Origin of the sequence: Pedobacter sp. Leaf41, assembly GCF_001422545.1 — a bacterium.
GTDB lineage: Bacteria > Bacteroidota > Bacteroidia > Sphingobacteriales > Sphingobacteriaceae > Pedobacter.
In genome coordinates, this window is the sequence record NZ_LMLE01000010.1 from 21154 (window position 1) to 40193 (window position 19040).

Consider the following 19040-nt stretch of genomic DNA (forward strand, 5'->3'; position numbering starts at 1 on the left):
AGATGAAAAATTATTTCCTTTTGTTACTCCTAAGTGTTTCACTACTTTTTGCTTGCAATAGTTCCAAAAACGATAATGCTGCAACAGATGATTCTGGCAAAGAGGCTACTGTAAAAACTGAACTTGAAAAAAAATTTTACAAAAGGCTTGAGGGAACAATTGCAGGAAAGCCTGTTGTGATGAACCTGCAAAGGTTAAATGACGAGATTGAAGGCAATTATTTTTACGAGGGCTCTTGGTTAAACCTGTCTATCGATACCCTGATAGGTAAAGATAGTGTAGTACTTTTTGAGAATAGCTTTTACGATTATTATTTTGATAAAGATGCAAAACAAAACCATTTAGGATTAAAATGGACTGGTAATGGCTTCAAAGGCACTTGGTCTGATGGTAGTGGAAGTAAAACTTTCCCTGTTTTACTTGCAGAAAAGTACCCAGAGGGAAGTTACCAGTTTACCACTGGATCTTATGCCGATTCTATTAAAGCTTTTGCAGGCGATGAAAAGTCGCCCCATGCCACTATCGGCTTCGAATATTTAAAGGCAGTTAACAATGATAATGCTGGAAAATGGCTAGATGATCAGCTTAAGCTAATTTCGGGAATCAATAAAGGAACTGCGGATAGAGCAACAGGTTTCAAAAAAATTGCAAGTACCTACTTGGATGATTACAAAAAAGAAATTGGAGCGGAAAAAAAATCTGGTCCCGATCGTGGATATGAGCTTTGGATGAACTACTCAAGCAATAGCCAGCAATCTATCTCCTATAATCAAAATGGTTTTGTGGTTATCGATTTCTTAACCGATGCATACACAGGCGGTGCGCATGGGAACTACGGAAGTACCATGTTTTGCCTTGATGTAGTGAATAAAAAACAGATGTCATTAAGTGATATTGTTAAAATTGATTCAAACTCACTGCACGGTTTGCTGGAAAAAAACCTTCGCAAGCAATACAATATTAAGCCTCAAGATCAAATCAGTACGGTTTTATTCGATAATTTCTTAAAGCCGAACAATAACTTTTACTTCAATAAAAATGGGCTGGCGTTTATGTATAATCCTTACGAGGTTGCCAGTTACGCTCAAGGTCAGATTGTAGTATTTATTCCTTTCAGCGAGTTAAAAACCTATTTAATTCCTGATTTCGCAAAAAGACTCGGAATAAGTTAATGGTGCTGAAAAAGTTTTGATGGCTCGCTGGTCTGGATTTGCAATCCAAAACCCAGAACTGTAATTTTAAATCAATTTTAAGATGAAATTGCAAATCTCGACTAACTGTGGTTACAATATGAACATCGCTGGTCTGGATTGCCAATCCAAACCCCAGCACTGTGGATTTAAAAATCCACAAACCAATAACAAATTTGTAAATCTCCAGAGATAAAAAACCTAGAGAATTTCTTTGATCAAGTATTTATTTCCATTAAAGCTGATTTCATCGCCCACTTTACGCCAAATGAACGCTCTACCGATGGGTGCCGCTTGAGAAACAGCGATAAATTTTTGGGTTTCAAGGTTTAATTCGCCAGCACTAATACTGATATAAAAATTGCCCTCGGAAGTTAGGACCAAACTACCATTTTTTACTTCTTTGGCTGTATCAACATTTTCAATTTGCTGTAAAGCGATTTTCTGCTGACCTGCCTCATAAAGCAATTTGCTGTTTCTATCCATTTCCTGCTGCATCATTTCACGTGTAGTTTCGTATTTATCGCCTGCACTACTTTTGGTATCGTCGTTTGATGCCTGCCTGGCTTGCAGCATGGAATACTCAATATTTTCTATTCTATTTTGAATAAAAGTTAAGCACAGCTGATACAGTTGAGATTTTAATGTGGACATGTTTTAGAGAAAAATATTAAATGAATATTGAAGTGATGGAAATTAGCAAAGAGACTTGAGACTTACGCCTAATAACTCCAGACTTATTCTTCAATCCACTTTACTTTTTCTTCCATTGAACTGCGGTTTGGCATCCATGGTTTTTCGTTATGATACCCCATATAGAAAAGTCCGATACATTTTTCATTTTCGTCTAAACTTAGAAATTCTCCTAAATGATCGATTAGTGGTGGTGAGCTCCAATAAGCACCAACTTTTAAACTTTCGGCGGTTAGGGCCATATTTTGAACAGCACAAGAAACAGCAGCTAACTCTTCCCATTCGGGTACTTTACCACTTACTGCCATTTGAATTGCAATGATACAATCTGCGTGGCCGGTTTTTTCGGCAAAACTATCATATTTTTTTTGAAGAAATTGTTGCGGAGAAATATGCGACTGATAAAGTCTTCCAAGCTCCTCCCCTAATTTTTTTAGACCTGCTTTTCTAATTACGGTAAAGCGCCAAGGTTGGGTTAATTTATGTGTGGGCGCATAATTGGCGCTTTCTAGAATCTGATTGATCACCTCAACCGAGATTTCTTTTTTAATATAACTCGCTGGAAAAATACTGCGACGTTCTTTTATAATTTGAGATACAATTTCGTAATTGGTCATTTGGTAAAAATAGTTAAAAGCAAAAAGATTACAACTGAAAGCCTATATCAAATATGTTAAAACCTAAAATTTTTTACTTTCCGCTGTCTCGAAACTTTCACTTTCAACTTTTCACTTTTTACTTTCCACCTTCCACTTTCTATGCTGAACTTTCCACTTTTCACTTTCTACTTTTTCAGTTGTTTCCTAATCTGTTTTACTTTTGCAAAAAAAGCGATACTCTCCTGATCCACTAAAAATTCCATTGTTTCAATTAATTCGTTTCTAATCCATGGATGTTTGGGAATTAAATTGGCGAGAATATTTAAGCAGTGCGATTTTACCGCGACAGGTATCTTTCCGTCAATCAGCCAGGCAAAAACCACCTCAACAATGCGATCAGTATCATAATTCCCTATTAATTCCTGCACTTCCGTGGTGGCTTTCTTATGCGTCATAAAAGCCAAAATTTTTACATAATGCCGAAGTGTAGATAAATTTTGCTGTGAATGAAGTTTTTGCAGAAAATAATATGCGAATGGCAAAAAGCGTTCCTGATGATTGGAGTAAACACGCTCTAAAATCCAAGCTGCCCTAAAAGAGATTTGTTCATGATGATGAAAACTTAAATCGATTAAATCTTTGGAAGAAAAATTTTCCATCGAGGCCAATGCCTCAACTTCTACTTTCCCAATAGGACGGTTTATGACAGCTAATAAATTTTGCATCGTACCATAAAATTAGCTAATTTTTTTTAGTTCCGACAGCTGAAGCCGAAGGCAATGGACAAGAAAAATCTAACATCATCGCTTATGATTTCAAAGAAACAAATTAGTGAACTCAATGCGCTGATTTGCAAAAAAATACGTAGGCATATTACCTTTTTCATTGTTATTGGTTAAAAACTAACCAATACTGTATTGCATTTAATTGCCGTAGATTTCAAACAACGGACTTAATAATTTTGAAATTTAGTTTTTGCCAAAAAATGGAGTGTAGCTGTAAACCTTGCCAAAAGCCCCTTACTTAGTTTAATAAACCAGATTGAACGGAAATACTTTTTGTTGTAGATTTTAACATGCTCATCCCTACCAAAACAAAAAGATTGGAGGGAAAGCGGGACTGCAATTGCGATGAAATACCGAACACTGATTTTCAAATAAAAGCAAATACTACCTCACTATTGCCTTTTCTCTTCGGACTATAAACCCTATCTTTGCGGCTTATTTCTATTTATTATGATTTCAGTTTCTAATTTATCATTACGATACGGCAAACGCACACTATTTGAAGATGTTAACTTAAAGTTTACCCAGGGCAACTGCTACGGTGTAATTGGAGCTAACGGCGCAGGCAAATCTACTTTCCTGAAAATTTTATCGGGTGAAGTAAACCAGACTTCGGGTAGCGTTGCCTTTACTCCAGGCGAAAGAATGGCGGTTTTAAAACAAAATCACTACGAATTTGATGAGGTTTCGGTATTGGAAACGGTGATGATCGGCCATAAAGAACTGTATGCCATCATGAAAGAAAAAGACGCCATTTACATGAAAGAAGATTTTACCGAAAAGGATGGCGAACGTGCCGGAGAGTTGGAAAATATCTTTGCTGAAATGGATGGTTGGAACATGGAAAGCAACGCAGCAACTATGTTGAGCAACCTTGGTATTACGGAAGACAACCACTATAAATTGTTGAAAGAGCTTGATAATACCCAAAAAGTACGGGTTTTGTTGGCTCAGGCATTATTTGGCAACCCAGATATTTTATTACTCGATGAGCCGACTAACGATTTGGACATCGAAACGATTGCCTGGTTGGAAAACTTCTTGGCAGATTACCAGAATATTGTACTGGTAGTAAGTCACGACAGGCACTTTTTAGATGCCGTTTGTACGCACATTGTGGATATCGATTTCGCGAAAATGAGCATCTATACGGGTAACTATACCTTCTGGTACGAATCGAGTCAGTTGGCGTTGAAACAACGTAGCGACCAGAACAAGAAGATGGAGGATAAGGTAAAGGAGCTGCAGGAATTTATCCGCAGGTTTAGTGCCAATGCATCAAAATCGAAGCAGGCTACCTCGCGTAAGAAAGCTTTAGATAAAATAGATATTACTGAGATTAAGGCGTCAAGTCGTAAATATCCAGCTATTATCTTCAACAATACCGGCCGCGAAGCGGGTGACCAAATTTTACAGGTTGATGCTTTATGCAAATTAGGAAATGATGGTGTATTGTTCGATAAAGTAACCTTCATGGTAAATAAAGGCGACAAAATAGCCGTGTTATCTCAAAACAGTTTAGCTACCGCAGCATTTTACGATGTTTTAACAGGTAGAACACCAGCAGATAAAGGCGAATTTAAATGGGGTGTTACCATCAGCACAGCTGATATTCCGAATGATAACTCTGAATATTTCGATGGAAAAGATGAAAACCTTGTCGATTGGTTACGTGAGTACTCTGGAACAGATGCTGATGAGCAGTTTGTACGCAGCTTTTTAGGTCGGATGTTATTTTCTGGCGAAGAGGTGTTGAAAAACGTAAAAGTACTTTCGGGAGGAGAAAAAATGCGTTGTATGTTCTCGAGAATGATGTTGCAACAAGCCAATCTTTTGATGTTTGATGAGCCAACCAACCACTTGGATTTAGAATCAATCGAAGCGTTGAACAATGGTATGAAAGATTTCAAAGGAACCATTTTGTTTACTTCACGAGATCACCAGTTAACGGAAACGGTGGCAAACAGAATTATTGAGATTACGCCAAAAGGTACTATTGATAAGTTGATGACTTACGATGAGTATATTAACAGCTCTGATGTTGCAAAACTGCGTGAGGAAATGTATTCGTAATAGTTATTGCTAAAATATATTTTGAAAAGCGTTTTGATATTAACTCAAAACGCTTTTTCTTTTACGAAACCCAACGCCGTTAAAATGTACTATAAGAAGCTACGTCAGGTCAATAAGAAGAAATAAAAATTAATAACCATTGTAGCGTTTTCATCCCGTTAATCGTTTTATGATAAAAAGTGTTAATGGCCATTAACCAATTTTATTTAGAAATTGATTTAAAACATGAAAACTCATTTGAAAAACTTTAGCTTAACTACAAAAATTGTACTCTCTCTTCTCGTTATAACTACTATATTTTCTGCCTGTAAAAAAGATTGGGATGATACCCCAATTGAAGCCGCTGGTATTGGATATGTTCATGCATCGCCAGGCACCGGATCGCTTGATTTTGTTTTAGACAACTCTAAGATCGGCAATTTTACCTACACTAATGATCGGGGTTACTATGCAGCTTACCCAGGCACCAGGATTATCGGTGTAGCAAAGAAAGACTCATTGAAATATTTGACAAGTGGCACAGCAACTTTAAAAGGCGGGTCTTTCTATTCGGCTTTTGTAGTCGATACATTGAAATCGACCAAAATTTTATTGGTTGAAGATGATTTGAAAGCTCCTGAAACTGACAAGGCCAAAGTGCGCTTTATTAACTTAAGTCCAGGTTCTGGTAAGTTAGATTTAGCTGTTGAAGGTAATGCTACTGCATTGTTTACAGCAAAAGCATTTAAAGAATATTCTACCTTCAGTTCCGTTAATCCTTCAGATAGCTACACTTTCCAGGTAAAAGAAGCCGGCTCGGCAACGGTTAAAGCAAGCTTACCAGCTGTAAAAATCGAAAAAGGAAAAATTTATACCATTTGGGCAAAAGGACTTAGCAGCACTACCGACAGTACTAAATTTGGTTTGGCTGTAATGACTAACAAGTAAAATCTACCAATGAAATAACATCGTTCTAAATTGGAATGGTGTTATTTCGTTAATTTTGCAACCGGAAAAGTTAAAAACCAGCATACTAATCAAAGTAAAAATAGTCCTTCCCAGGAGTGATAAAAAAGATACTCAGTTTTGAGGAAATTTTAAAAGGCTGCGTAAAAAACGACAATAGCTGTAAAGAAATGATGTACAAATCTTTCTATGGCTACTTAATGGGTATTATTTTAAGATACACTAAGAATGTTTCGGATAGTGAAGAACTTGTGAACGATAGCTTTATTAAAATATTTAAACACGTTGCTAATTTTAAATCTCCAAAAAATCCTGAAGAATTACAACGCTCCTTTAAAGGTTGGATTGCACAAATCGCATCCCGAACTGCGATAGATAAAATCAGAAGTACAAAGGCGCAATTTTATGTTGATGATTTGGGTGAAGACGAACATCCTGTAACGCAGGTTTCTATTGCATCAGAACTGCATGTAAATGACATCTTGAATTTGCTCAATCACTTACCTGATACACAAAGGTTGGTTTTTAACCTGTATGAGATTGAAGGCTTTGCACATGAAGAAATTTCGAAAATGCTAAATATCCCAGAAAGTTCCAGTCGGGTTTATCTCACGAGATCTAAAAATAAACTTCGCACACTTTATCAAAATACAATGGTTGGATCATATAAGAAAAATGGATAAAGAATTAATTGAGCATATCGCCACGCAACTTCAACAGCACGAGGAACAATACGTTCCAGGTGCATGGGAGCGTTTTTCTGAAAAGAAAGATAAGCGAAGCCGTTTCGTTTTGTGGCCGATGTGGGTTGCTGCTGCTTTGCTTTTGGTTGTTGGAGGTACGTTCTTAATATTTAATAGTCAAAATCACAAGAGTGATTTAGCGGCTATTAAATCAAAAAAAATTGATCAAAAAGAAGTTGAGGATAAACGGATACCTGAAGTACCAAACTCCAATGTAGCGCCTAAAACCGCTTTAAATTTACCAATAGCAAAAAATAATCAACCTGAAAATAGAGCGATACAAGCAACCACTTTAACGGTGAATCGCCACAACACCAATCCTATTATAAAAAGCATTCATAATACGCTAGCCAATACATTACCTCCCATTTCACTGAGCTCATCCAGCAACAAAAAATTTGAAATTAAAGGAGAAACCAAACAAGAAAAAACATTTAAAAAGCCAACTTTTGAGGATCTTTTAGCACGAGATAGCAGAGCAAATGAATTGAAAGGCACAACAAAAGCGCCAATTAATTCTAAATGGGAACCTGGAATTTACGTGGCGCCTGCAATGGGAAATGATAACAAAGTAAACATGAATTATGGTTTTTCACTTTCATATAACGTAGCCGATAACCTTTCTATAAGTTCGGGAATTGCCTATTCATCATTGAGTTCTACCAGCAATCCATCAACCCAAATTGGAGCCGCAAGTGATGCTGTAGCGAGTTCTGTGCCGAATTCGAGTCCGATAAACTCTTATTCAAGCAATTCGAGAAGTTTAGAATCCGTTAATGCCAGTGTTAGGGGTATTAATATTCCACTAGAATTAAAATATAATATTAGTAAGAAGTTTTATACTGGGGTTGGGGTTTCGGCCTTGGCCATTCTGAACAACAAGCAAGATAATAATTACTTAGTTAGCACTGGCAGAAATATCACCGTTGCTAATACTGCAGGCGTTGCAGAGCAGAAAATGCTCATCGTTACCGAACGTGTTTCAGAAACTCAAGCCCAATCGCTGCGGGTTGCTGATAAATATATTGGCTTTTATAATTTTTCATTAGGCTACAAACAAAAAATTTCGAAGAAAACCGATTTCGCCATCGAACCGTTTTTAAGGCTTCCGATGAAAACCTTTTCAAATGACAACCTCAATCTTACAAACGGTGGTTTGAGGTTGAAAATCGATTTTTAAAGATTGTTATAAATGATTTACAATTGCCATTATACATCTTTATTATATTTGTAGATGATTAAGATGAGCGCAAAGCTGCAACAGCTAGGATTTATATTCTTACTTTTTATTGGTTTTAGTGCGAAAGCACAACACGACCCAAGCGATCAGATGGATTCTCCAAACTGGGATGTAATTGGAGGCATCAGTTTCAAAACCGTTAAACCGACAGAGAAATACGCGGTTTACAATGCGAAGATTAAAAAATTTGAAAATAAGCCTTTTGAGCTTTCAGGCTATATTGTCCCCATAAAAGATGGGATGAAGCAAACTAAGTTTATGCTCTCTACCCTTCCTATCAACCAATGTTTTTATTGCGGTAAAAATGGAATTCCGATTATGGTTTTGGTAGAAATGGCCGAACCTATAAAATTTACTTATCAACCCATCACGGTTAAAGGGGTGCTAAAATTGAGTAACGCCAATACGATGGATAATCCACCAGTGCTTTTATCTACTTCGAAATTGCTTTAAACAAAAAATCCCGATCATAAATCGGGATTTTTCTTTATAAATCATCTGATACTAGTGACCAGAATGACCGTCAGCTCCATGAGCATGACCATGCGCTAATTCATCCTGAGTTGCTTCGCGAACGTTTAAAATTGTTCCTGCAAATAAAAGATTTTTTCCAGCCATTGGGTGGTTCAAATCAACTGCAACAGTTTCATCATGAACGGCAGTAACACCAGCTCTAAACTGGTTTCCGTTGTTATCCTGCAAAGGAATCACATCTCCAACAGCCGGAACTTCGCCACCTGCTTCTGTAAACATCGTTTTAGGCAAATCTGCGAAAGCACCTGGATCAATTTCTCCATAACCATCAGCAGCAGTTAATTCGAAGCCATATTCATCGCCAGTTGTTAAGCCTGCTAAATGTTCTTCAAATTTAGGCAACATCATGCCAACGCCATATAAAAATACTAAAGGATTTTGCTCATCAGCTTTTTCAACAAAAACTTGTTGTCCTTCTTCGTTAGTAGTGTGCAAATCGTAAGTTACTGCGACTACTGTGTTCGGTGAAATATTCATTTAAATTGTTTTAATGTAAATACGCTAATGCTTCCTCAACAGTTTTAACCGGTAACTGGCATACTTTATTTCGGCAAATATAAACTTTTGTTTCATTGCTTTGCTTACCTTTTAACAGCGGCAAGTTACTTTTTGTTCCACCCAATGTAATTTTATTTGGAATATAATGATTGCTTAACTCCAATTTAATAGCATCAGTTTCTAAACCAACAATAGCAATTTCATTTATTCCCTGTATCTCATTGAGCAATTGAATAGCCCAGTTGGAATAGGCCGATCCGTAGGTTTTTATTTTTGGAAAAATTGCTGTCAACATTTCGTCGGCCTTGGTAATGTAGGCTTCTACATCGAAAAGTAAACCAAGTTTTTTTAAATTCTGAGCCATTGTAGAATTTGAAGCAGGAATCACATTGTCCATGATCTCATGTTTACGGGCAATCAGACTTTCGCTTTCAGCCGAAGTATAGAAAAACATTGGCGAATCTGGATCACTGAAGTTTGTAATCACATAATCGGCTAATGCCTTTGCTTCAATCAACCAATACTGATCAAAATCGTATTCATATAAACCAATAAGCGCTTCAATTAAAAACGCATAATCATCCAGAAATCCGGTGATGGATGCTTTGCCATTTTTAAAATTCCGGTACAATCCACCGTTTTTGTCTTTTACATTTGTTAGCACAAATTTCGCTGCAGCCGCAGCTTTAGCATAGTACAATTCATGGTTCAACACTGTTGCTGCATCTGCTAATGCTTTAATCATCATCCCATTCCAGGCAGTAAGGCATTTATCGTCTAAACCAGGTCTTATTCGCCTATCTCTTACTTCGATGAGTTTTGCTCTTGCAGATTGAACTTTATCATACAGCGTTGCGGCATCAATTCCATATTTTTCAATCAAGTCATCATCCGCAATTGTTTTGCGCAGAATATTGGTTTGCTCCTCTTCCCAGTTCCCGTCTGTTGTAACATTGTAATAGTCTGCCAACAACTTTGCGTCATCACCTAATATGGAATTAAACTCTTGTTTATCCCACACATAAAATTTCCCTTCAACACCTTCACTATCCGCATCTAAAGCTGAATAAAATAAACCATCGGGCGAGGTCATTTCCTTAAATACCCAATCGATTGATTCGACAGCGGTTTGCTTAAATGAATCGAATTTAGTGCATTGGTAAGCCTCAATATATAAGCTGATCAGCTGGGCATTATCATAAAGCATTTTTTCAAAATGGGGAACATGCCATTTATCATCAACAGAATAACGGGCAAAACCACCTCCAATCTGATCATAAATCCCTCCGCGGCTCATCTCTTCTAGTGTATGGCAAACGGCCGTAAACACTGATTCATCGTCTTTTAAAAATCCGTAGCGTAAAAGAAAAGCCCAGTTATTGGGAAGGGGAAACTTCGGAGCACGATTATATCCCCCAAAACCGATATCAAAATGTCTTTTCCAGGGTTCGATAATTTCCGTTAAATGCACCTCTGTATACTCTTCCTCTTTAGGAGACGGAATGATTTTCTCGCTATCCTTGATGCCTGATATTAATCTATCAGCATACTGAATGGCTTTATCAGGTTCGTTCGCCCACAATGCGGCAACATTTTCCAAAATATTGATCCAATCATTTTTTCTGAAATAGGTACCCCCGTAAACTGGGCGCTGATCGGGTAAACAAATACAGTTTAATGGCCATCCACCGCTACCGGTCATCAGTTGGATGGCATACATATAGATCTGATCAATATCCGGCCGCTCTTCCCGGTCGATTTTAATACAAACAAAATGCTGGTTCATCACTTCGGCAACTTCATGATTTTCAAAACTCTCCCGCTCCATCACATGGCACCAATGGCAGGCAGAATAACCAATACTAACTAAAATGAGCTTATTTTCAGCTTTTGCTTTCTCTAACGCCTCTGTTCCCCACTCGTACCAATGAACAGGATTGTAAGCATGTTGCAAAAGATATGGTGAGGATGCATTAATTAAACTATTGGGCTCAGAATGTGTATTTGACATGGCGGTTTGGATCAATTTAAAAAATGTAAATCTATAAATTATCTACAAGCCTGTTTCGATTTAGTTTTTGTTTTTATACTTTAGTTGGAAATCTACTTGATCATGGAACGGAGGGAAAATGACTTATTGAGTGCAATAAGGGAGGTTGTTAATCAATCTCGCTTGAGGGTTTTCCGTTTGGCAAATTCGGCCCTACTAGAATCTTATTGGCAAATTGGTAAACTCATTATTGAGGATGAACAAAATGGGAATGTTAGAGCAGATTATGGAAAGGCTACCCTGAAAAATCTTTCCAGCCAGTTAACAATAGAATTTGGGAAGGGTTTCGATGAAAGTAACCTACGTAACATTCGAAGGTTTTATTTGTCATTTCCAATTCGTGACGCACTGCGTCATGAATTGAGTTGGACACATTATCGATTGCTTTCCAGATTAGAATCAGAAGACAAAAGGATATTTTACATTAACGAAGCCATAGCATCTAATTGGAACAGTAGAGAATTAGAAAGGCAAATCAATTCTTTATCTTTTGAGCGAACAATAGCCGAACCCAAAAAAAATGATTCAAAAACCGACATACAGCACTATATCAAAGACCCATACATTTTTGAATTTTTAGGGCTAAATGCTTTGGAGGAAAATACAGAGAGGAATTTAGAATCAGCTATTATAACCCATATCCAAAAATTTTTACTTGAATTTGGAAAAGGTTTTGCTTTTGTAGCTCGTCAACAACACATCATAACAGATACTTCAGATTTTTTTATTGACCTGGTATTTTATAATTACATTTTGAAGTGCTTTGTAGTGATCGATCTTAAAACTAAAGCATTGAGTCATTAAGATATTGGACAAATTGATATGTATGTAAGAATGTACGATGATTTAAAAAGGAATGAAGGAGATAATCCAACCTTAGTACTGTTGCTCTGTACAGAAAAAGACGAGACTATCGTGAAATACTCTGTACTAAACGATAATGATAAGTTATTTGCAAGTAAGTATTTACTGTACTTACCAAAAGAGGAAGAATTGATTGCGATCATTGAACAAGATAGACAACGCTTTGAATTAGAAAATGAATAGAGAATTATGAAAATCACCCATACCGAAATCTACCGCTTCAGCATCCCGATGGAGCCCTTTGTAATTGCCACGGGCACCATGCATTTTGCACAAAATGTGCTCATCAGAATTTACACTGATGCCGGAATTCATGGAATAGGCGAATGCTCGGCTTTTCCGATGATTGTTGGCGAAACCCAGGAAACCTGTATAGCGATGGCGAAAGACTTTGCTGCTATTTTGAAAGGAAAAAATCCTCTGGAAATCCCTGAGCGGATGAACGACTTGCTGGGTTATGCAGACCATAACAATACCATAAAGAGCGCTTTTGACATGGCATTGTTTGATATTGCAGCAAAACATGCGGAGTTGCCACTCTACCAGTTTTTAGGCGGAACAAGAAGAACCATCGAAACAGATATGACCGTTGGTATTGATACGCCTGATGGAATGGCAGCCACGGCGCTAAACTATGTACTAAAGGGTTGCAGAATCATTAAAATCAAGCTGGGTAAAAAAGTGAGCGATGATATTGAAAGAGTAAGATGCATTAGAGAAGCTGTTGGAAACGATATTACTTTACGTTTGGATGCGAACCAAGGCTGGAGCTTTGACGATGCTTTATTCGCCCTTGGTGCACTGGAGAAATACAACATTGAGTTTTGTGAACAACCCATGAGAACCTGGTTCGATGATAAATTGCCGGAGTTAAATGTCAATTCCCCGATTAAATTAATGGCTGATGAGAGTTGCTACAACCATCACGATGCCCGGAAATTGATTAATAGTCAATCGACAACCTATTTAAATATCAAATTTTCAAAATCAGGTGGAATTTTAGAAGCGCAAAAAATTCATGAAGAAGCGCTGCAAACTGGCGTAAAATGTATGATAGGGAGCATGCTGGAAAGCAGAATAGCACTGACTGCGAACCTTCATTTTGCACTGGCCAGTCCTAATGTCGAATTTTTTGATTTAGACACAGCGTTGTTAGGTCATCTAGCTGATCCATGCGTTGGGGGTTTAACCTACAATGGTTATTTTCTTGATGTTCCTGAAGAAATTGGAATAGGCGCAGAAGCTGATGAATTTTTCCTGGAGAAATGTGAAAGCTGGACGATTTAGTCCAGTTGTTCATACTTTCATTGGTTTTCCTGCATGCGCCTTTAGAAATTAAATTATTTGTTAGCGAATTTGGTGATTAATCAATGATTGATAACCAATTAAACCTAATAAGAGATTGCTTTGTCGGCTGAAAAATCCTTCTCGCAATAACGAAAACGGTTATGCATCATTACTGATGGAATAATGACTAGTGAACCAATGCCTAATGAACTAATAATCTAACCAACGCCAAACTATCGCCATTAAAAGCGTTAAAATCCACTACGTGACCAATGCCATTAATTTTTGCTTTATCAGAATGCTGCCAAAACTTCCAGCGACTTTTATCCATCCTTAACTTTGGTTGGTAGTAATGCGCAATCCATAAGGGATATTCCTCGAAATGTTCTTCCAGATAATCCTCATAGAACTTTAAGCCCGAATAAATAATAGGCCTTACTTTGGTTTTAACTTCAACATAATTGAGAAAATCGGCCAGCTCGGCTCTCATTTTAACTGGAGAAACGCCGTCTAAACTTTCAATATCGACGACTGGCGGCAAATCGCCCTTTTCAATATTCACCACCTGTAGAAAAAACTTCGCCTGGGTTTTTCCATCTCGCTTAGGCCTGAAGAAATGATAAGCACCACATATAATCCCCACTTTCGGAGCTTCACGCCAATTCCTCTGAAAATAAGGATCCACTTGTAAAAGACCTTCTGTCGCCTTAATAAATGCGAATTTCACTTTCACCCCATCATCTTCCATATCTTTCACTTTTTGCCAGTTTATTTTTCCCTGGTAATAAGACACATCAATTCCGTGTATGGTATATTTTTTCGGGATTTTAATGTTGAAACTTTCATAAGTGCGGTAGTTGGGGTCTTGCCCCCAATCTTTTATCCATCGCCAGGTGGCCACAAAGCCATTCAGAATGTAGCCGTAATAGAATGGGGAAAGTAGAATCAGCAATAAACCGGCAATAACCACTTTCCACTGCGTAGGAAAAGGCTTAGATTTCTTTTTACGCACCGCAGGTTTTCTGGTAACAGGTTTTCTCGTAACGGGTTTTCTCTTCTCTGGCGGCATACTTTATTTGAGGGTACTAAGTTGAGGAAAATGAAGAACAAATAAAAAAGGTTTTGCTGCATACTTCGAAAGGATGTTGACTTTGTCGAACTGGAATTAAATCCAATAGTTAAATAAAAAGTTCATTACTTTTGCGCACCAGATAAATCATGTTCAAGCTTATACTCAACACCTATAAAACGTCTTTCAGCGGATTAAGCCGAGAAACCTGGCTTCTAAGCATTGTGATGATGTTTAACAGATGCGGAAGTATGGCCGTTCCATTTATGGGTTTATATGTTACGCAAAGCCTGCACCGCTCCGAAATGGATGCTGGTTTAATTATCACGCTATTCGGCGTGGGTTCCATCCTGGGTTCGGCAACTGGCGGAAAATTAACGGATATGATTGGTTTCCGCCCAGTACAAATCCTTTCCTCCATTATCGGTGGCATTTTATTCATCTTGTTTTCCACCATTACACATTTTACTAGTTTGTGTATATTGGCAGTGGTGATCAGCTTTTTTTCTGAGGCCTTTCGACCGGCGAATTTTACGGCGGTTGCACATTATGCCACCGCAGGAACGATTACGAGGTCTTACTCATTAAACAGGTTGGCAGTAAATATTGGTTGGTCAGTTGGCATCAGTTTAGCTGGAATAATTGCCTCATTCAATTATAAACTACTTTTTATCGTTGAAGGTGGTGTAAGTATCATCGTAGGTTTGCTTATTTTATCTTTTCTTCCACAGGTAAAAGGATTCATAAAAAAGGCTAAAGAGAATGCCTTGAATATGGTAATTATGAAACCTTGGAAAGATATATTTTATGTGAAATTTATCTTATTAACCACCATATTTATTACCTGTGCGTTCTTGATGTTTAGGGTAGTTCCGGTTTTCTTTAAAGAACAATGGCACATTGATGAGTTTGCCATTGGGATTATTATAGGAATCAACGGCGCAGTAATCGCTTTGTTTGAGATGATTATGATCAATAAAATCGAGGCTAAACGACCGCCAATGTTCTTTATCATCATCGGAGCAATTTTCTTCTCAGTCTCTTACCTGATGCTTAGCGCACCAATTGGCTTCCATTTGTTGGGGGCAGTTTTGGTAATCGTAATATTTACCGGCGGGGAAATGTTCTCGCTGCCTTTTATCAACACAATCGTTATTAGCCGAAGTAATGAGCATAACAGAGGCTTATATGCTGCTGGTTATACCTTAAGCTGGTCTTGCGCTCAGGTAATCGGCCCCTTGGCTGGGTTTTTTATTGCTAAAAACCTGGGCTACAACTGGCTTTGGTTCAGCCTTGCCTGTATGTTATTGTGCTGCGCCTGGGGATTTGGCAGGCTTGGGAAGGTGAAGGCTGAAAGTTTGGAGTTGAGGGTAGAAGGTTGAAAGTTCAATGTTGAAAGTTCAAAGTTGAAGATTGAGAGTTTAAGGTTCAAAGTTTATGGATGAAAGTTCAGGGTTCAAAGTTAAGTAGGAACTTACTATTGTAAACTGGATTGGCTAATTATCAAACTTACCATCATTACCCTACCATCTTGTACTTCCAACTTATAGCCTGTAACTTTTAACACAAAATCCATAACTAAAAAAAGTTCAAAGCGAGGTTTTAAATTAGCTCCGCTTTGAACTTTTCTTCATATAGAATTAACCTCCAGGCTACCTACACAACATTTGTTATCTGTAAAAACTACTTCACCTTTTGTGCTTTTACGCCTTCGTTTGTGATTTTTACAGGGAGGATCTTCCCATTGGCATCAAATTTCATTTCATCGATGCAGGTAACCCGATGATTACCATCCGTTTCACTTAATGGCCTGCGGTGATAAACAATGTGATAAGTACCTTTTTTCTCGTTAATTAATAAGGAATGGTGCCCCGCCCCTCTTGCCACTTCCGGGTCTTGCTTCAAAATTTTATCAACCCTTTTAAACGGACCAAACGGCGAATCTGCAATGGCATAGGCTACAGAATAATCTGGACCAGTCCAGCCGCCTTCGCTCCACATAAAGTAATATTTTCCGTCTTTGATAAACATGTAAGGACCTTCAACATAGTTTTCTGGCGTAATTTCTTTGAAAGTAGTTCCATCTTCAAATGGTACAAAACCGGTAAAATCCTTGTTCAGTTTGGCAATGTTACAGTGTTTCCAACCTCCGTAAATTAAATAATACTGACCATCTTTATCTTTAAAAACGAACTGATCAATGGGCTGTGCACCATTATGAAATTTATCAACCAAAGGCTTCCCTAAATGATCTTTGTAGGGTCCTTCAGGCTTATCAGCAACGGCAACTCCGATTCCACCTATTTCGTTGTCGCTTTGAATGTCGTTTGCTCCGAAGAACAGGTAATACTTTTTATCTTTTTGAACAATTGCCGGAGCCCACATGGCCTTATTCGCCCACTTCACCGCAGCAGTATCCAAAACACGGGAATGTTTTTTCCAGGTAACCAAGTCATCAGAAGAGAAAGCATCCAGAAAAACCTGCTCTTTGTACCTTGCAGAATAGGTGGGATAAACCCAATATTTGTTATTGAAAATCGCAGCTTCCGGATCTGCATACCAACCCTGAAATATGGGGTTTCCTGATTGCTTAATCGTTTTACTACTTTGAGCAAAAGAACTAAATCCTGCTAAAAGTAAAAGAGATGAGAATATGTATTTCATGTGCACAATTTATGAAAAAATATGAATTATAAAATTGAATATGATTTTGGGAAAAGCAAAGATCTCGTTACCATCAGTTTCTTCAGCCCCGCTCCCGTTTCTGCTCCGATGAAACCTGTGCAACAAGCAAGCATGCAAACAAAAATAAATGCAGCTGCTACATCGGGAGCATCCACTTTAATCGGGTTTAGGCGGCCAGTATGGTGGTGATGTGAAACTAAACCCGTTAACCATAAACCTGACAGCGCTAAATAGCCCGGAATGAAGCGCAGCGAAGTGAGGACTATGAGCAATGGCGGGACTACAGTACCAATGAAAATCTGCCTCTCATTTTCAAAAAAAATCCCTGTCTGAACAAGCAAACAGGGATTTTAACTTAGAATTATAAAAAACGACTTATTTACTTAGCTCTGCAAAATATTTATGGAACAAAGGCAAAGTTTCAATTCCTTTATAGTAATTGTAAATGTCGTATTTCTCGTTTGGTGAATGCAAAGCATCGCTATCTAATCCAAAGCCAAAAAGGACAGATTTAATACCCAAAACATCTTCAAATAACGCTACGATTGGAATACTTCCTCCTCCACGTGTTGGAATGGCTTTTTTACCGAAACTATCTTCAATCGCTTTTTCTGCAGCCTGATAGGCAACACTATCGGTTGGGGTAACCACCGGTTCGCCACCATGATGAGGCGTTACTTTTACCTTTACATTTTTAGGGGCAATGCTTTCAAAATGTTTGGTAAAAATTTCTGAGATTTCCTCAGAACTTTGATTCGGCACCAAACGCATCGAAATTTTCGCATTCGCTTTGCTTGGCAATACGGTTTTAGCGCCTTCACCAATGTAACCACTCCAAATTCCATTAACCTCCAATGTCGGGCGGGTTCCTGTACGCTCTAAAGTAGAGTAACCTTTTTCACCCCAAACCTCATCAATAGCTAAATCTTCCTTATATTCAGTTTCATCATAAGGAGCAGAATTTAAAGCCTTCTTCTCTTCATCACTCAATTCTACCACTTTATCGTAAAATGCAGGAATGGTAATATGGTTATTTTCATCGTGTAACGAGGCAATCATTTTGCACAATATTGTAGCTGGGTTAGCCACTGCGCCACCGTAAACACCTGAATGTAAATCGCGGTTCGGCCCAACAACTTCCACTTCCATATATGCTAAACCACGTAAACCCGTTTCTATTGAAGGATGCTCCATGCTGATCATCGAAGTATCAGAAATTAAAACCACATCGGCTTTTAAACGTTCTGCATTGTCTTTAACAAAAATACCAAGATTTGCCGAACCAACTTCCTCCTCGCCCTCTATCATAAACTTAACGTTACAGGCCAAAGTATTAGTTTGCATCATCAACTCGAACGCCTTCACATGCATGTAAAACTGGCCCTTATCATCACAAGCACCACGGGCGTAGATTTTTCCATCGCGTACGGTCGGCTCAAACGGCGGTGTTTGCCATAATTCCAGGGGATCTGCAGGTTGCACATCGTAGTGACCATAAATTAAAACGGTTGGTAAAGCACTGTCTATTATTTTTTCACCATAAACAATTGGATAACCGGCGGTTGGACATATTTCAACGTGATCTGCACCGGCATCTTTTAGTTTTTGCGCCACATAGTCAGCTGTTTTTAAAACATCAGCCTTATATTTTGGGTCGGCACTCACTGATGGAAAACGCAATAGTTCGAACAACTCGTCTAAAAAGCGTTGTTTGTGCGTTTCTACGTAATTTTTAATCTCTTGCATAACAAAATGAATTTGAGCAAATATATGATTTTACCATAA

17 protein-coding genes and 1 pseudogene are annotated in these 19040 nt (G+C 38.0%); 9 read left to right on the forward strand and 9 right to left on the reverse strand.

Going from position 1 to position 19040, the window contains the following annotated elements; all coding sequences use genetic code 11:
- Nucleotides 1-2 precede the first annotated feature (2 nt).
- A complete protein-coding gene (locus ASE92_RS16610) occupies nucleotides 3-1172 on the forward strand; it encodes a DUF3298 and DUF4163 domain-containing protein (RefSeq protein WP_056851247.1) in 1170 nt (389 codons plus the stop codon).
- 219 nt (nucleotides 1173-1391) lie between these two features.
- On the opposite strand, the gene ASE92_RS16615 is transcribed toward ASE92_RS16610, so the two are convergent.
- From ASE92_RS16615 to ASE92_RS16625, 3 genes are all read right to left on the reverse strand, one after another.
- The gene (locus ASE92_RS16615) at nucleotides 1392-1844 is read right to left on the reverse strand and encodes a hypothetical protein (RefSeq protein ID WP_056851248.1); all 453 of its coding nucleotides are present in this window, start codon (nucleotides 1842-1844) and stop codon (nucleotides 1392-1394) included.
- An 83-nt stretch (nucleotides 1845-1927) separates the two neighbouring features.
- On the reverse strand, nucleotides 1928-2500 hold the full coding sequence (locus tag ASE92_RS16620) for a nitroreductase (RefSeq protein ID WP_056851249.1): 573 nt from the start codon (nucleotides 2498-2500) through the stop codon (nucleotides 1928-1930).
- A 167-nt stretch (nucleotides 2501-2667) separates the two neighbouring features.
- Nucleotides 2668-3207, reverse strand: a complete 540-nt coding sequence (locus ASE92_RS16625) for a hypothetical protein (protein ID WP_056851250.1) — start codon at nucleotides 3205-3207, stop codon at nucleotides 2668-2670.
- A gap of 510 nt (nucleotides 3208-3717) precedes the next feature.
- Here ASE92_RS16625 and ASE92_RS16630 point away from each other — a divergent pair.
- The 5 genes from ASE92_RS16630 to ASE92_RS16650 all read left to right on the forward strand — a co-directional run bounded on the left by ASE92_RS16630 (nucleotide 3718) and on the right by ASE92_RS16650 (nucleotide 8721).
- Complete coding sequence (locus ASE92_RS16630; RefSeq protein WP_056851251.1) at nucleotides 3718-5340, forward strand: ABC-F family ATP-binding cassette domain-containing protein; 1623 nt, start codon at nucleotides 3718-3720, stop codon at nucleotides 5338-5340.
- Nucleotides 5341-5565: 225 nt separating this feature from the next.
- On the forward strand, nucleotides 5566-6267 hold the full coding sequence (locus ASE92_RS16635; protein ID WP_056851252.1) for a DUF4397 domain-containing protein: 702 nt from the start codon (nucleotides 5566-5568) through the stop codon (nucleotides 6265-6267).
- 116 nt (nucleotides 6268-6383) lie between these two features.
- Nucleotides 6384-6968 (forward strand): RNA polymerase sigma factor, encoded by a 585-nt coding sequence (locus ASE92_RS16640; RefSeq protein ID WP_082455101.1) that lies wholly within the window; start codon nucleotides 6384-6386, stop codon nucleotides 6966-6968.
- Nucleotides 6961-8208: a hypothetical protein gene (locus tag ASE92_RS16645; RefSeq protein WP_056851253.1), complete on the forward strand. Its 1248-nt coding sequence runs from the start codon at nucleotides 6961-6963 to the stop codon at nucleotides 8206-8208. The genes ASE92_RS16640 and ASE92_RS16645 overlap by 8 nt, the downstream gene beginning before the upstream one ends.
- Before the next feature lie 63 nt (nucleotides 8209-8271).
- Nucleotides 8272-8721 carry a hypothetical protein gene (locus ASE92_RS16650; RefSeq protein ID WP_056851450.1) on the forward strand — a complete coding sequence of 150 codons (450 nt, stop codon included), beginning with the start codon at nucleotides 8272-8274 and terminating at the stop codon, nucleotides 8719-8721.
- Between the two features lie 51 nt (nucleotides 8722-8772).
- On the opposite strand, the gene ASE92_RS16655 is transcribed toward ASE92_RS16650, so the two are convergent.
- Nucleotides 8773-9279 (reverse strand): peptidylprolyl isomerase, encoded by a 507-nt coding sequence (locus ASE92_RS16655; protein WP_056851254.1) that lies wholly within the window; start codon nucleotides 9277-9279, stop codon nucleotides 8773-8775.
- 10 nt (nucleotides 9280-9289) lie between these two features.
- The gene (locus tag ASE92_RS16660) at nucleotides 9290-11311 is read right to left on the reverse strand and encodes a thioredoxin domain-containing protein (RefSeq protein ID WP_056851255.1); all 2022 of its coding nucleotides are present in this window, start codon (nucleotides 11309-11311) and stop codon (nucleotides 9290-9292) included.
- A 102-nt stretch (nucleotides 11312-11413) separates the two neighbouring features.
- Here ASE92_RS16660 and ASE92_RS16665 point away from each other — a divergent pair.
- Both ASE92_RS16665 and ASE92_RS16670 read left to right on the forward strand, forming a co-directional pair.
- Nucleotides 11414-12397, forward strand: a pseudogene (locus tag ASE92_RS16665) (YhcG family protein).
- A gap of 6 nt (nucleotides 12398-12403) precedes the next feature.
- On the forward strand, nucleotides 12404-13501 hold the full coding sequence (locus tag ASE92_RS16670; protein ID WP_056851256.1) for a mandelate racemase/muconate lactonizing enzyme family protein: 1098 nt from the start codon (nucleotides 12404-12406) through the stop codon (nucleotides 13499-13501).
- A 202-nt stretch (nucleotides 13502-13703) separates the two neighbouring features.
- Here the strand turns inward: ASE92_RS16670 and ASE92_RS16675 are convergent, their stop codons facing one another.
- On the reverse strand, nucleotides 13704-14570 hold the full coding sequence (locus ASE92_RS16675) for a glycoside hydrolase family 25 protein (RefSeq protein ID WP_056851257.1): 867 nt from the start codon (nucleotides 14568-14570) through the stop codon (nucleotides 13704-13706).
- A 149-nt stretch (nucleotides 14571-14719) separates the two neighbouring features.
- Here ASE92_RS16675 and ASE92_RS16680 point away from each other — a divergent pair, with 149 nt between their 5' ends.
- Nucleotides 14720-15952: an MFS transporter gene (locus ASE92_RS16680; RefSeq protein ID WP_056851258.1), complete on the forward strand. Its 1233-nt coding sequence runs from the start codon at nucleotides 14720-14722 to the stop codon at nucleotides 15950-15952.
- 301 nt (nucleotides 15953-16253) lie between these two features.
- On the opposite strand, the gene ASE92_RS16685 is transcribed toward ASE92_RS16680, so the two are convergent.
- From ASE92_RS16685 to ASE92_RS16695, 3 genes are read right to left on the reverse strand one after another with little or no spacing between them, the layout of a single operon-like run.
- On the reverse strand, nucleotides 16254-17234 hold the full coding sequence (locus ASE92_RS16685; protein ID WP_056851259.1) for a glycoside hydrolase family 43 protein: 981 nt from the start codon (nucleotides 17232-17234) through the stop codon (nucleotides 16254-16256).
- Between the two features lie 26 nt (nucleotides 17235-17260).
- Nucleotides 17261-17596: a hypothetical protein gene (locus tag ASE92_RS21555; protein ID WP_056851260.1), complete on the reverse strand. Its 336-nt coding sequence runs from the start codon at nucleotides 17594-17596 to the stop codon at nucleotides 17261-17263.
- A 34-nt stretch (nucleotides 17597-17630) separates the two neighbouring features.
- Nucleotides 17631-19001 carry a dipeptidase gene (locus ASE92_RS16695; protein WP_056851261.1) on the reverse strand — a complete coding sequence of 457 codons (1371 nt, stop codon included), beginning with the start codon at nucleotides 18999-19001 and terminating at the stop codon, nucleotides 17631-17633.
- Nucleotides 19002-19040 lie beyond the last annotated feature (39 nt).